This is a genomic window from Microbacterium luteolum, from assembly GCF_039533965.1.
Taxonomy (GTDB): Bacteria; Actinomycetota; Actinomycetes; order Actinomycetales; family Microbacteriaceae; genus Microbacterium; species Microbacterium luteolum.
In genome coordinates this window covers 1373753-1387333 of sequence record NZ_BAAAUN010000001.1, presented here as the reverse complement: position 1 = coordinate 1387333, position 13581 = coordinate 1373753, and the positions used below count along the sequence as shown (strand labels likewise).

General features: G+C 70.2%; 10 protein-coding genes. 6 read left to right on the top strand and 4 right to left on the bottom strand.

Annotation, left to right across the window (positions count from 1 at the left end; translation table 11 throughout):
• Positions 1-12: 12 nt before the first annotated feature.
• From ABD648_RS06730 to ligD, 4 genes are all read left to right on the top strand, one after another.
• Positions 13-3105, top strand: coding sequence for a lamin tail domain-containing protein (locus ABD648_RS06730; protein WP_282214201.1), 3093 nt, complete (start codon positions 13-15; stop codon positions 3103-3105).
• Between the two features lie 105 nt (positions 3106-3210).
• Positions 3211-5664 (top strand): ATP-dependent helicase, encoded by a 2454-nt coding sequence (locus tag ABD648_RS06725; protein WP_282214200.1) that lies wholly within the window; start codon positions 3211-3213, stop codon positions 5662-5664.
• A gap of 28 nt (positions 5665-5692) precedes the next feature.
• The gene (locus ABD648_RS06720) at positions 5693-6859 is read left to right on the top strand and encodes an SseB family protein (RefSeq protein WP_282214199.1); all 1167 of its coding nucleotides are present in this window, start codon (positions 5693-5695) and stop codon (positions 6857-6859) included.
• Between the two features lie 43 nt (positions 6860-6902).
• Positions 6903-7973 (top strand): non-homologous end-joining DNA ligase, encoded by a 1071-nt coding sequence (gene ligD / locus ABD648_RS06715; RefSeq protein WP_282214198.1) that lies wholly within the window; start codon positions 6903-6905, stop codon positions 7971-7973.
• A 6-nt stretch (positions 7974-7979) separates the two neighbouring features.
• Here ligD and ABD648_RS06710 read toward each other — a convergent pair whose 3' ends face one another.
• Positions 7980-9023 (bottom strand): ATP-dependent DNA ligase, encoded by a 1044-nt coding sequence (locus ABD648_RS06710; RefSeq protein ID WP_282214197.1) that lies wholly within the window; start codon positions 9021-9023, stop codon positions 7980-7982.
• 46 nt (positions 9024-9069) lie between these two features.
• Positions 9070-10521, bottom strand: coding sequence for a phytoene desaturase family protein (locus ABD648_RS06705; RefSeq protein WP_282214196.1), 1452 nt, complete (start codon positions 10519-10521; stop codon positions 9070-9072).
• A 71-nt stretch (positions 10522-10592) separates the two neighbouring features.
• Here ABD648_RS06705 and ABD648_RS06700 point away from each other — a divergent pair, with 71 nt between their 5' ends.
• Positions 10593-11078 carry a hypothetical protein gene (locus ABD648_RS06700; RefSeq protein WP_282214195.1) on the top strand — a complete coding sequence of 162 codons (486 nt, stop codon included), beginning with the start codon at positions 10593-10595 and terminating at the stop codon, positions 11076-11078.
• Positions 11079-11099: 21 nt separating this feature from the next.
• A complete protein-coding gene (locus ABD648_RS06695) occupies positions 11100-11636 on the top strand; it encodes a GNAT family N-acetyltransferase (protein ID WP_282214194.1) in 537 nt (178 codons plus the stop codon).
• Here ABD648_RS06695 and ABD648_RS06690 read toward each other — a convergent pair.
• Both ABD648_RS06690 and ABD648_RS06685 read right to left on the bottom strand, forming a co-directional pair.
• The gene (locus tag ABD648_RS06690; protein ID WP_282214193.1) at positions 11611-12843 is read right to left on the bottom strand and encodes an acyl-CoA dehydrogenase family protein; all 1233 of its coding nucleotides are present in this window, start codon (positions 12841-12843) and stop codon (positions 11611-11613) included. The two genes, ABD648_RS06695 and ABD648_RS06690, sit on opposite strands and share 26 nt — an antisense overlap.
• Positions 12844-12906: 63 nt before the next feature.
• Complete coding sequence (locus ABD648_RS06685; protein ID WP_282214192.1) at positions 12907-13569, bottom strand: TetR/AcrR family transcriptional regulator; 663 nt, start codon at positions 13567-13569, stop codon at positions 12907-12909.
• Positions 13570-13581 lie beyond the last annotated feature (12 nt).

Here is a 13581-nt window from a genome sequence, read left to right as displayed (position 1 = left end):
CAGGAGTCCTCCATGCCCCGCCTGCACTTCGCAGCGGCGGTCACGGCCGCGTGCGCCCTCAGCGCCGCCGCCCTGCTCGCCACCCCGGCCGCCGCAGTCGGCGCCGATCCCGGCATCCGCCCCTTCGAAGAGGCTCCGGGCGCGACCGCGACCGCGGGTCTCGTGCTCAACGAGATCATCTACGACGACGCGGCGACCGGTCTCGCCGATCAGGTCGAGCTCTACAACGCCGGCAGCGAGTCGGTCGATCTCGACGGCTGGTACATCGCCGACGAGAAGCGCGACACCTTCGGGTTCGCACCCGAGGGCACGTCGCTGGCTCCCGGCGAGTTCCTGGTGCTCGTGAAGGACGTCGACTTCTCCTTCGGTCTCGGCAAGGGCGACGAGGTCGTGCTGTTCGATCCGGCCGGAGCGGAGATCGACGCGTACGCGTACGAGAACACCGCACCGCTGTCGGACTGGTCGCGCTGCCCCGACGGCACAGGTGACTGGGCGCACGCGACGGCTGCCACGCCGGGAGCGGCGAACGACTGCACCGTGGCGCCCGTCTCGGGCGCGATCGTGATCAACGAGGTGGATTCGCAGCCCGCCGACTGGGTCGAGTTCCACAACCCCGGCGACGCGGCCCTCGACATCTCGGGCTACGAGATCCGCGACAACTCCGACGACCACCACTGGCAGTTCCTGCCGGGCACGACGATCGACGCGGGCGCGTTCCTCGTCGTGGAGGAGGGGACCATCGGACTCGTCGGCGGTGTCGAGACCGCGTTCCGCGACCCGATCGGCATCGGCAGCGCCGACCGTATCCGGCTGTACGACACCACAGGGACGATGATCGACGACACGCTTCCCTGGGAGGGGCACGCGGCGATCGACGGCGACTTCGCGGCGGCGACCCTGGCGCGCTGCCCCGACGGCGAGGGAGCGTTCCTGCTGGCCCGCCCCACTCCGGGTGCGGCGAACTCCTGCGTGATGCCCGACGTGGTCATCAACGAGGTCGAGTCGAACGGCGACACGACCGACTGGGTCGAGGTCGTCAACACCGGCGCGACGGCGGTCGACCTCTCCGGCTGGTCCGTGATGGACAACGACCCGAACGGCCACGCCTCCGAGACCACGCCGCTTCCGGCCGGCACGGTCCTCGAGCCCGGCGCCTTCTTCGTGTTCGACCAGCCCGCGAACTTCAGCTTCGGGCTCGGGAACGGCGACACTGTGACGATCCGCGACGCCAACGGCAACACGGTCGACGAGCACGTGTACGCGACCCACGCCGATGGCGTCTGGGCGCGCTGCGCCGACGGCACGGGCGAGTTCGCCGACGTCGCCGTCTCGACCAAGGGCCTTCGCAACGCCTGCGGCAACCCGGTGCGGATCAACGAGGTCGAGTCCGACGGCGGCTCCCCGGACGACTGGGTGGAGCTGGTGAACCCGACGACCGGGACCCTCGACGTCTCGGGCATCGTCGTGAAGGACGATGACGACGCGCACGCCTACGTGATCCCGGCAGGCTCCTCGATCCCGGCCGGCGGATACCTCGTGATCGAGCGCGAGCAGCTGGGCTTCGGCCTCGGCGGCGGCGACGCGGTGCGCCTGTTCGACGGCGACCTGCTGATCGATGAGACCACCTGGGGTGAGGGACACGCGGCGACGACGTGGGGTCGCTGCCCCGACGCCACGGGTGTGTTCGCGGTCACGGCAGAACCGACCAAGGGTGCCGCGAACGTGTGCGACGGCGAGGTCGTCGTCTCGCCGTGGCCCGGATCCGCGGACGTGCGCGCGCTCGACGAGGTCCCGACGTTCCTCGAGGACAGCTCCGGTCTCGACGTGCAGGAGACCGCCGACGGCGCGTTCCTCTGGGCCGTCGACAACGGCGAGGGCCGCATCTGGAAGCTCGAGGCGCACGCCGACGGCTCGGTCGAGAAGGTCGACGGCTGGGAGGACGGCAAGCGCGTCCGCTTCCAGAAGGACGCCGCGAACCCCGGCGCCGCAGGCCCGGACACCGAGGGCATCACGGTCGATGGTGCGGGCAGCGTCTACGTCGCCTCCGAGCGCGACAACAGCGCGAAGGGCGTGAACCAGAACGTCGTGCTGAAGGTGGATCCGGATGCCGCGGCGGGCGACCTCGTCGCCGAGCAGGAGTGGGATCTGACCGCGCTGCTTCCGGCCGTCGGAGCCAACCTCGGCATGGAGGCGGTCCAGTGGGTGCCCGACGCGGCGCTCGCGGGGAAGCTCTTCGACGACAACACCGGCGCGGCGTACGACCCGGCGGGCTACGCGGGTCACGGCGACGGGCTGTTCTTCGTCGCCGTCGAGGACAACGGGCACGTGTACGGCTTCTCGCTCGGCGCAGACGGCACGGCGACGCTCGTGTCCGAGATCGCGCCCGGCCTCACCGGTGTGATGGGGCTGGACTACGACACCGTGCGGAACACGCTGTGGGCCGTCTGCGACGACGGATGCCAGGGCCGCTCGGCCGAGATCACGCTGAACGGCACGGCGAAGCCGGGGATCGCGCACTACGCGCGCCCCGCCGGCATGCCCGACATCAACAACGAGGGCTTCGCCACGGCGCCGGCCTCGCTGTCGGTCGAGGGTCAGCGCCCGGTCTGGTGGTTCGCCGACGGATTCGCCTCGGAGGCGCTGCGCGTCGGTACCCTTCCGGGCGTCGACGGCGAGAACCCCGGCGGGGAGACGCCACCGCTGCCCGGCACGGATCTGGTCGACGGCAACCGCAACGGCGTGACGGTGGACCCGGCGGTCGCGACGCGCGGCCAGAAGGTCACGGTCACGGTCGGGGCGGATGCCGCGGGCGAGGACGTCGCGGTCTGGATGTACTCCGACCCGGTGCGCATCGCGACCGGATCGCTCTCGGCATCCGGAGCCCTGACCGTCACGATCCCGGCGGATGCCGCGCTCGGCGCTCACCGGATCGCGGTGTACGCCGCCGACGGCACGCTGCTCGGATGGGCGGACATCCGTATCACGGCTGCCTCCGGTGGCCTCGCCGCCACCGGTTCGGAGCTGCCCATCGCGGCTGTCGCGCTCGCGCTGATGCTGCTGACGGCGGGCGCTGTCGCCGTGCGCCGTCGGAAGCGCACGGCCTGAGGACGTCGGGAGGGTGCGCGAGTCCGTTCGCGTGCCCTCCCGCGGCCGTGCCCGGGGGCAGATCCGTGCCGCGGTGTCGGTGCCGCCGCCTAGACTCATAAGGCCATGACCGAAGCTCCCCTCATCGTCCCCGGAACCGCCGGTCCCCGCTCCTCCGGGGCCGAGGGACAGGACGACCTCCTCGCCGGACTGAACCCGCAGCAGCTCGAAGCCGTCACCTATCGCGGACCCGCGCTGCTCATCGTCGCGGGCGCCGGATCAGGCAAGACGAGCGTGCTCACGCGCCGCATCGCCTCGCTGCTGCGTGGCCGCGAGGCATGGCCGAGCCAGATCCTCGCGATCACGTTCACGAACAAGGCCGCCGGCGAGATGCGCGAGCGCGTCGCGGGGCTCATCGGCGACGCCGCCCGCGGCATGTGGATCTCCACCTTCCACTCCGCGTGCGTGCGCATCCTCCGCCGCGAGGCCGAGCAGTTCGGCTTCACGAAGTCATTCACCATCTACGACTCGGGTGACACCCGCGCCCTCCTCAAGCGGTTGGTCAAAGAGCACGAGGCCGACGCCTACGGACTCACACCGGCCTCGGTGATGGGGCGCATCTCGAAGCTGAAGAACGAGCTGTCCGACGCCGAGTCCTACGCACGCCAGGCCAACATGAGCGACCCGGTGGAGCGCAAATTCGTCGAGCTCTTCGCCGATTACCAGCGCCAGCTGCGGAAGGCCAACGCCTTCGACTTCGACGACCTCATCGGGCAGACCGTCTACCTGTTCCGGGCGTTCCCGCAGGTCGCCGACACGTACCGTCGCCGGTTCCGGCACATCCTCGTCGACGAGTACCAGGACACCAACCACGCACAGTACGCGCTGATCCATGAGCTGACGCGGCCGGTCTCGTCCGACGCCCCCGATCCATATGCCTCCAACGGCATGATGATCTTCGAACCCGAGACGACCCCCGCCCTCGAGGGCGCCTCGCTCACGGTGGTCGGCGACTCCGACCAGTCGATCTACGCATTCCGCGGTGCCGACATCCGCAACATCAGCGAGTTCGAGCGCGACTTCCCCGGCGCCAGGGTGGTGCTGCTCGAGCAGAACTACCGCTCCACGCAGAACATCCTGTCCGCGGCGAACGCCGTCATCGGGAACAACTTCGACCGCAAGGACAAGAAGCTCTGGAGCGACAAGGGCGACGGCGACGCCATCATCGGGTTCACGGGGTACTCGCAGCACGACGAGGCGCAGTTCGTGGCCGACGAGATCGAGGTGCTGCGGCGGGCGGGTATGCCGTACTCCGAGATGGCCGTGTTCTATCGCACCAACTCGCAGTCCCGTGCCCTGGAGGAGATCTTCATCCGCTCCGCCGTGCCGTACAAGATCATGGGCGGCACGAAGTTCTACGAGCGCGCCGAGATCAAAGACGCCCTCGCGTACCTCGTGGCGGTCGCGAATCCGGCCGACGAGATGTCGGTGCGCCGCATCCTGAACAAGCCGCGTCGCGGCATCGGCGATGTGACCGAGACCGCGATCGCGCGCTTCGCGGAAGAGCACGACATCAGCTTCCGCGATGCTCTGGCGAACTCGGCTCAGCTCGGCTTCGGCCCGAAGATCCAGGCCGCGATCGCGCACCTCGACGCCGTGCTCGCCGAGGCGACCGCGATCATGCTCCCGGCGTCCGGTGAGCTTCCGGCTCCGACCACCGTCGCCGACGGTCTGAGCCTGCTGCTCTCGAAGAGCGGGTACCTCGATTCGCTCCGCGCGAGCCGCGACCCGCAGGACGAGGCCCGTGTCGAGAACCTCGACGAGTTCGTCGCCGTCGCCCGCGACTTCGCGCGCAACAACCCCGAGGGCACGATCGTCGACTTCCTCACCGAGGTCGCACTGGTGTCGGATGCCGATGACCTCGACGACGAGTCGGGAACGGTCTCCCTGATGACCATGCACACGGCGAAGGGCCTCGAGTACGACGCCGTGTTCGTGACAGGCGTCGAGGAAGACCTCATCCCTCACCGCATCTCGGCAGGCGAGCCCGGTGGTCCGCAGGAGGAGCGTCGCCTCTTCTACGTCGGCATCACCCGTGCGCGCAAGCGCCTGCACCTCTCGCTCGCCATGACCAGGGCCCAGTTCGGCGAGGTCACCGTCGCCATGCCGAGCCGGTTTCTGCAGGAGATCCCGGCTGCGCTGATCGACTGGCGGCAGTCGCCGGGCGACGTCAACTCGCGCGGAGGCATGCAGTCCCGTGCCCTGAATGCGCGTCGTTCCGGGGGATTCGGCGGCTCGGGTTCGGGCGACCGGTTCGGTGTCAAGGCGCTGCCCGGCAGGGACTCGCTAAAGCCGCTCTCGACGGCGATGGACAAGTTCCCCAACCGGGTCACCGCCAAGATGCGCGACAACGGCGACCTCGAGCTCACCGCCGGCGACCGCATCCGTCACGTCGACTTCGGCGAGGGTCGGGTCGATGCCGTGACCGGCGAGGGAGCGAAGCGGATCGCACACGTGCGCTTCGACACGGCGGGACAGAAGAAGCTCCTCATCAAGGTCGCGCCGATCGAGAAGATCTAGGTCTCGCAGGCGGGTTAGGCTGGCTCATATGGCCCTCTTCTCCCGCCGCAAGAAGTCCAGCGACGACGCCGTCGCCCCGGCAGCAGACGCCCCCGAGACCGAATCGAGCGCTCGCGCCGACGATGACGCCGAGACGGCCGTCGCCGAACCGGTGGCCGCAGCGCCCACGATCGGCATCTCCGTCCAGGCGTTCCGCGGAGTCGGAGAGGAAGCCGGCCCCGAGGTCTCCCTGCCCGACGCCGACACGGCGCCCGGGACAGCGGCATCCGCCCCTCGTCCGTCGAGCCCGTCCGCTCTTCCGGGCTCGCAGTCGTCGGCGGCGCAGCCCGCTCCGAAGCTCGCGATCCCGCAGGACCGCAGGCTCCCGCTGGCGCCCAGCCTGCCGCCGGAGCAGACCGAGACCATCGCCGGGATGAAGGACAACGTCCTGCTCCGCGAGGCCCTCAAGGAGGTCGAGGCCGGCGCGACGAACGAGCAGCTGCTCGGCGTCATGCGCCAGGCCTTGCAGGGGCACCTGTACATCCGCGTGATCGGCGACGCGCGCACGCAGATCAGCGAGGGCACGCCGCTGGCGGTCGCGGTCGTCCGCGACGGCGAGCGTCAGTTCATGCTCGCGTTCAGCTCTGCGGCCGCCGTCCGCGACTCGGTGCAGTTGGAAGACGATCCCACGGCGACCTCCGCGGTCGCGCAGCCGGTCACCTCCGTGCTGCAGCAGGTGGTGTCGGGAGACTTCGCCGGCCTCATCGTCGACAACGCTTCCGCGCCGCACCGCGTCGTGTTCCCGACCGAGCTGCTCCAGAAGACGCTCGATCAGGCCGACGTCGACATGGCGGTCAAGTCGCTGCTCGCCGCCCCGCGGGAACAGGATTCCGCCGTGAAGGTGGGGGAGGCGCTCGCATCGAAGCGCATGTGGGTGGCTGTGAACGACGGCAACGGCAGCGGTCAGGTCGGCATCGCCGAGGCGCAGACCACCGATGGCCGACGGTTCCTGCAGCTCTTCTCGCACCCGCTCGAGGTCATCGCCCTCGGCCGCGGCGATCGGCCACTCCCGTTCGAGCCGGAGCAGCTCGCCAAGGTGCTCTCGAGCCACGACGAGATGGCCGGCGTGATCGTCGACACCGCGGGGCCGTCGATCGTCGTCGAGCGCGATGCGCTCGCGCCGGTCCTGGTGCTCGCGGTCGATCTCGGCGACTGAGCGCGGTCTTCCCCGGAATCCGTCGGCACCCTAGGGTCGGAGCATGGCCTCCGAACGTGTGACCCTGACCGTCGTCGACCCCGACGGAGAGCGCGAGGTCGCGCTCTCCAGCCCGAACCGTGTGGTCTGGCCGGACCTCGGCATCACCAAGGCGGAGCTCGCCGAGTACGTGCAGCTGGTGTCGACCCCGTTCCTCAACGCGAACGGCAACAGGGCCGTGTCCCTCGAGCGCTTCCGTGATGGCATCGAAGCCGCGGGAAAGCCGCGGAAGGAGGGATTCTTCTCGAAGAACCCACCCAAGGGCACTCCCGACTTCGTCGACGCCGAGATGATGACGTACAACAGCGGTCGTCAGCATCCGCAGATCGTGCTGAACCGCACGAGCGCGATCGTCTGGGCCGTCCAGATGAACACGATCGTGTTCCACCCCTGGGCATCGCTGGCGACGGATCCGGACAACCCGGTCGAGCTGCGCATCGACCTGGACCCGCAGCCGGGAACGGACTTCGCGGATGCCGTCACCGCCGCGCACACGCTGCGCGAGGTGCTTCGGGAGGCCGGCCTCGACGCGTTCGCCAAGACCAGCGGCAACCGCGGTCTGCACATCTTCGCCCCCATCGAGCCGACGCATGAGTTCCTCGACGTGCGTCACGCCGTGATCGCCGCCGGGCGGGAGCTGGAGCGCCGGATGCCGGAGCAGGTGACCATGAACTGGTGGAAGGAGGAGCGCGGGGAGCGCATCTTCGTCGACTTCAACCAGGCCAACCGCGACCGCACGATGGCCGGCGCCTACAGCCCGCGTGCCCTCCCGGGCGCGACGGTCTCGACGCCCGTGCTGTGGGAGGAGCTCGACGGGCTCGACCCGACCGTCTTCACGGTGCGCAGCATCCCGCAGCGGCTGGCGGAGATCGGCGATCCGTGGGCGGACATGCAGGCCTCGCCGGGTCGCATCGACACCCTGCTCGAGTGGTGGGAGCGCGACAAGGAGAACGGTCTCGGCGAGCTGTCGTTCCCGCCCGAGTTCCCGAAGATGCCGGGGGAGCCGCCGCGCGTGCAGCCGAGCAAGAAGGTCGCCGGCAACTGGGATGCCGAGGGGAATCCGATCGACGACTGACGCGGTTCAGGACAGCACGTCGGCGAGGTCGTAGCCGGCCACCGTGTCGAGCTGGTCGTAGGTGCAGGAGCGGGCATCGCGGTCGGGACGCCAGCGCTCGAACTGCACGGTGTGGCGGAAGCGCGCACCCTCGAGCTGGTCGTAGCGCACCTCGAGCACGCGCTCGGGGCGCAGCCGCACGAACGACACGTCCTTCGAGCCGCTGAACCGCGACCGCTCGCCCTCTCCGGTGACCGCGTCGCCGCTGTCGTCGCGCTCGACGAGGGGTGCGAGCTCCTCGACCAGCTCCTGGCGACGCGCGTCGCTCCACGCGGCGACGCCGCCGACCTGCCGCAGCGTGCCGTCGTCGTCGTAGAGCCCCACGAGCAGCGAGCCGACGCCAGAGCCGGACTTGTGGATCCGGTAGCCGAGGGCGACCACATCGGCGGTGCGCGCGTGCTTGATCTTGAAGAGCGTGCGCTTGCCGGGGGCGTAGGGCTGGTCGAGGGGCTTGGCGACGACGCCGTCGAGTCCCGCCCCTTCGAACTCGGCGAGCCAGCGGACGGCGGCGTCGCGGTCGCGGGTGGTGCGCGTGATGTGCAGGGGATGGTCGACGGCGTCCATCACGGTCTCGAGGCGGGCGCGGCGGGTCTCGAACGACTGCCCGAGCAGGTCGTCTTCGCCGTACGCGAGCAGATCGAACGCGATGAACATGGCGGGTGTCTCCACGGCGAGTTTGGCGACGCGGGAGGCCGCGGGGTGGATGCGCTGGCTCAACGCCTCCCAGTCCAGGCGCTGGGCGCCCTGCGGTCCGGTGGCGACGACGATCTCGCCGTCGAGCAGGCACGGTCCGGGAAGCAGCTCCGGGATCGCCTCCACGAGCTCCGGGAAGTACCGGGTGAGCGGCTTCGCGCCGCGGGAACCGATCTCGACCGTCTCGCCGTCCCACGCGATGAGTCCGCGGAAACCGTCCCATTTCGGCTCGTACAGCAGTCCACCGGGCGTCTTCGCCGGGTCGGGCACCGCCGGAACGGCCTTCGCGAGCATCGGGGAGGGGATGTCGTAGCGCATGGTCCCATCCTGGCCGCGGGTACCGTGCGGGGGAAGGGGGACCGGCTCAGGCGAACAGGTCGCCGAGCTCCGCGGGGGTCCCCGCGTCGCGCAGGGCGGTGCGCGCGGCGTGCCAACCGGCCATGCCGTTGACCGCGGGGCCGGGCGGGGTCGACGCCGAGGCCAGGTAGACCCCGCGCATCGGCGTCCGCCATGGCGCCGGGGACAGCGTCGGCCGACGCAGCGCCTGCCGGATGTCGAAGACGCCCCCAGAGATGTCTCCGCCGATCTCCGCCGGGTTGATGGCGTCCCGTGAGGATGCCGGCACGGCGTGGTGCGCGAGGATCAGGTCGCGGAAGCCGGGGGCGAAGCGCTCGACCTGCGCGGTGATGAGTTCGGTGGGATCGAGCTCCGAACCGTTCGGCACGTGGATGTACGCCCACAGCACCGCTTTGCCCGCCGGCGCGCGAGAGGGATCGAGCACCGAGGGCTGCACAGCGAGCACGTACGGCCGCTCGCTGACCCGTCCGGCGGCCACGGCGTTCTCGCTGGCCCAGATCTCGGCGCGCGTCCCACCCAGGTGCACGGTCGGTGCCTGCCGGACATCCGGATTCGCCCACGGGATCGGGCCGTCGAGCGCGAAGTCGACCTTCGCCGCCGCCGCGCCGTAGCGATACCCCGAGATCGCCCTGGCGTACCCCGACGGGACGTCGCGGTGCGTGAGGGCGAGTCGGGGCGAGGTGTTCAGGAAGAGCAGGTCGCCTCGCGCGGGGTCGCCCCAGTCGAGCCGCTGCAGGTCCGTGACGTGGACTCCGGCCTCCAGCACGCCGCCGTGGGTCTCGATGTCGGCCACCAGGGCATCCGCGATCTGCTGTGCACCGCCGCGCGGGTAGGGCCAGCCGCCGGCGTGGCCGAAGGCGGCGAGGAGCAGCCCGGCAGCGGCGCCCGCGAGCGTCGGCTGCGGCGAGTTCGCGTGCGCGACGACCCCCGACATCAGGGCGGCGGCCGCGTCGCCGAGGAAAGCGCGCTCGGCCAGGGGAGTGCCCTGATCCAGCATCCGGATCGCGTAGCGCGCAGCGGTGAGCGGGTCGCGGGGGACGCGCAGCAGCTGGTTCTCGGTGAAGTCGATGAGACCCTCGATACGGGTGCTCAGCGGCCGCACGCGGGCCAGCCATGCCTGCCCGTCGACGCCCAGCCCGGCCGCCGTGCGCGCGACGTCGTGCCAGGCGATCGCCGCACGCCCGCCGTCGAGCGGGTGAGCATAGGAGATCTCCGGGCGGATCCACTCGATGCGCTCGGCGAGACCGAACGCCTGGAAGAAGGGGGAGGAGACGGCCGCAGGATGCACGGCGGAGCACACGTCGTGCCGGAATCCCGGGAGCGTGGACTCCTGCGTCCGCACGCCTCCGCCGACCGTGTCGGACGCTTCGAGCACGTGCACGTCGTAGCCGGCGCGTGCGAGCGCGACGGCGGCGGCGAGTCCGTTGGGACCTGCGCCGATGATCGTCGCCCGTGCCATCACGCCAGTCTCGCACGCGAGCGGGAGGGAAGCGGTCGAAGACGGCGCTCAGACGTGCGATCCTGGAGGTGATGAAAGAAGCACAGGGGCCGACCCCCGCAGGCACCTCCCGTCCATACCGTTCGCTCAACGAAGCGCTGCGCGCACATCGCATCGACATCTCCAACTACGCGTTCATCACGGCGATCGTCGAGGCGATCGGCATCAGCTCCTACATCGACCGCGGTCGCTACATCGAGGCGATCCGCCGTGGCGAGGGGGCATCGCTCCACATCGGCCGCACCTACACGAACGGCTTCAGCGAAGACGATCGCCTCGTCATCGGTGCGGCTCCGCTGCGTCTGCAGCCGAGTGAGGGGCGTGCGCCGTACTTCTACGTCAATCACCCCACCGAGTTCATGCCGATCGCGCAGCCCAAGCCGAAGCGCACCACCACGCCGCGCGTCTCCGCACCCCGTGGGGAGCGTGCGCCCACACCCGTGGCCGATCGCGACTACGGCGTCTGCGACGTGTGCTTCATGGTCAAGACGCCGGCCGGTGCCTGCGGCTGCAGTTGATCGGGAGCGCCTGAGATGGCGGTGGATGCCTTGCTCCCGATGATCCGGTCGGCCGACCTCTCCGGATCGGATGCCGCAGTGGTCTCCGCCGCTGTCGGTGCGTACCTCCGGCAGACCGAGGAGGAGAAGCGCCGCGAGGGGCTCTCGCCCCGGCCGGACGGCGACGGTGCCCTTCCCGAGCGTTATCGCGCAGAGGTCGACGACCCCGCCGCCGCCTATGCCGGTTTCCACGTGCTCCTCGCCGAGGTCGACGATGAGACGCTGGGGGTCGTCGTCGTGGCGCCGCTCGACGAGGCGGCCGAGATCAAGCGGCTCTGGACGGCACCCGCCGCGCGGGGCCGCGGCATCGGATCCGCTCTTCTCGACGCGGCCGTGGCCACAGCGGGCGGCGCCGTGCGCCTGTCCGTCTGGGATTGGCGTGTCGGAGCCATGCGTCTCTATGCATCGCGCGGGTTCGCTCAGGTGCCGAGCTGGGACGGGCGTGACCGACTCGTCTGCATGATCCGTCAGGACAGCTCGCGGCTGCAGCTGATCAGGCGAAGGCGCTCATCCCGGTGATGTCGCGTCCGAGCAGCAGCGCCTGCACGCTCTCCGTGCCCTCGTAGGTGTGGATGGCCTCGATGTCGGCCATGTGCTGCATCACGCCGTTCTCGAGCAGGATGCCGTTGCCGCCGAGCAGGTCGCGTGCGGTCGAGGCCACCCGTCGTGCAGCGCGCGTGTTGTGGAACTTCGCCAGCGACGCCTGCGTCGGACGCAGCTCTCCGGCGTTCTCGAGATCGGCCATGCGGCGGCAGTAGAGCTGCATCGCCGTGAGGTCCTCGAGCATGTGCGTCAGGCGCTCCTGCACCATCTGGAACTTCGCCAGAGGCTTCCCGAACTGCACCCGTGCCTTGGCGTAGGCCAGCGACGCCTCGTAGCAGGCGGTCGCATGGCCGAGCGCGGACCACGCGACGCCCGACCTGGTCGCGTACAACACGGTAGACGCGTCCTTGAAGCTCGCGGCTCCGGGGAGCACGGCGTCCAGGGGGATGCGCACGTCGTCGAGCCGGATGTGCGCCTGATGGATCGCCCGCAGCGAGGCCTTTCCTGTGATGACCGTTCCGGTGTAGCCGGGGGTCTCCTGCTCCACGAGGAAGCAGCGCACGGCCCCGTGCTCGTCAGCGCTCTCGTCGTCGACGCGGGCCCAGACGAACGTGATCCCTCCGGAGGCGCCGTTGCCGATCCACTTCTTCGCGCCGCGGAGGACCCACTCCTCGCCGTCGCGGCGGGCGACGGTCTCGAGCGAGACGGAGTCGGAGCCGTGGTCGGGTTCGGTCAGGGCGAAGGAGCCGAGCACCGTGCCGTCTGCGAGGGCCGTGAGCCACTTCTCCTGCTGGGCGGGGGAGCCGAAGAGCGCCAGCGTGCGCAACGCCAGGCCGCCCTGCACGGCGAGGATCGTGCCGAGCGATCCGTCGCCGCGGGAGATCTCCATGTTGACGAGGCCTGCGGCCAGCGGGGAGAGGCGCGTCAGCGACGGGTGGTCGATGCCGTCGACGACGAGGTCCATCTCGCCCATACGGCGGGCGGCGTCGAGCGGGTACTCGGCGCGGTCCCAGGCATCCGCCATCTGCGGGGCGACCTCGTCGACGTAGGCCTTCGCGCGATCCCAGGCCTCGCGGTCGGCGGCGGGGATGTCGGCGAAGACGGCGTAGTAGTCGCTGTCCTGGCGCCCGGTGATGTCATACGACGAGACGCGCTCGCCGGGGAAGGGGGCTTCGATGCTCATGGGTACTCCTTCGTGGCACCAAGTATCGTACTCCTCGATACTCGGTCCCACGACCCAGGATCGTCAGTCCAGTTCGGATCGCAGCCTTCTGGTCACCTCGGCGATCGGCATCGAGCGCGGGAACACCGCGACGACGACATCGTCGGGAGCCCCGGCCGCGGCATCCGCTCCCACGCCGTAGCGCCGCCGGACATCGGCGAGCGCCGTCTGCAGCGTCGCCAGCGGCACCTTCTTCTTGCCGCGGAGCAGCTGACGCAGAACGTGGTTGTGCACGGCTGTCACGAGGGCGGCGAAGCCGACGGCGTCGAGGGGATCGACGCCGGGAAGGGCTCCCCGCAGGTAGTCGTCGAACAGCCGCTCGTAGCGGAAGACCGTGATGATCTCCCGCTCGCGGAGCACCGGCACCTGGCGCACGATCTGGTAGCGGCGGCGTGCGAGCTCGGGATCGTGGGCGAAGTGGGCGAAGACGGATTCGGATGCCGCGCACACGGCCGCCCACGGATCCTCGTGCCCCTCCGCGAGGAACTCCCTCAGCTGCCCCAGGAGAACCTCGTGGTCGGCGAAGACCACATCCTCCTTGCCGCCGAACTGCCGGAAGAACGTTGATCGCGAGACTCCGGCCGCTTTCGCGATCTGCTCGACCGAGGTCTGGTCGAAACCCTGATCCTGGAAGAGCTCGAGGGCTGCGGCGACGACGGCGGCGCGCGGTTCGGGGAAGTCTCGCATAGCGAAAGCCTA

What these genes read in the sequence shown, in the direction of transcription:
- ABD648_RS06720 (WP_282214199.1), top strand. Translation starts at nt 5,693, where the DNA reads ATGGCCCTCTTCTCCCGCCGCAAGAAGTCCAGCGACGACGCCGTCGCC.
- ABD648_RS06685 (WP_282214192.1), bottom strand. Translation starts at nt 13,569, where the DNA reads ATGCGAGACTTCCCCGAACCGCGCGCCGCCGTCGTCGCCGCAGCCCTC.
- ABD648_RS06710 (WP_282214197.1), bottom strand. Translation starts at nt 9,023, where the DNA reads ATGCGCTACGACATCCCCTCCCCGATGCTCGCGAAGGCCGTTCCGGCG.
- ABD648_RS06705 (WP_282214196.1), bottom strand. Translation starts at nt 10,521, where the DNA reads ATGGCACGGGCGACGATCATCGGCGCAGGTCCCAACGGACTCGCCGCC.
- ABD648_RS06725 (WP_282214200.1), top strand. Translation starts at nt 3,211, where the DNA reads ATGACCGAAGCTCCCCTCATCGTCCCCGGAACCGCCGGTCCCCGCTCC.
- ABD648_RS06700 (WP_282214195.1), top strand. Translation starts at nt 10,593, where the DNA reads ATGAAAGAAGCACAGGGGCCGACCCCCGCAGGCACCTCCCGTCCATAC.
- ligD (WP_282214198.1), top strand. Translation starts at nt 6,903, where the DNA reads ATGGCCTCCGAACGTGTGACCCTGACCGTCGTCGACCCCGACGGAGAG.
- ABD648_RS06690 (WP_282214193.1), bottom strand. Translation starts at nt 12,843, where the DNA reads ATGAGCATCGAAGCCCCCTTCCCCGGCGAGCGCGTCTCGTCGTATGAC.
- ABD648_RS06730 (WP_282214201.1), top strand. Translation starts at nt 13, where the DNA reads ATGCCCCGCCTGCACTTCGCAGCGGCGGTCACGGCCGCGTGCGCCCTC.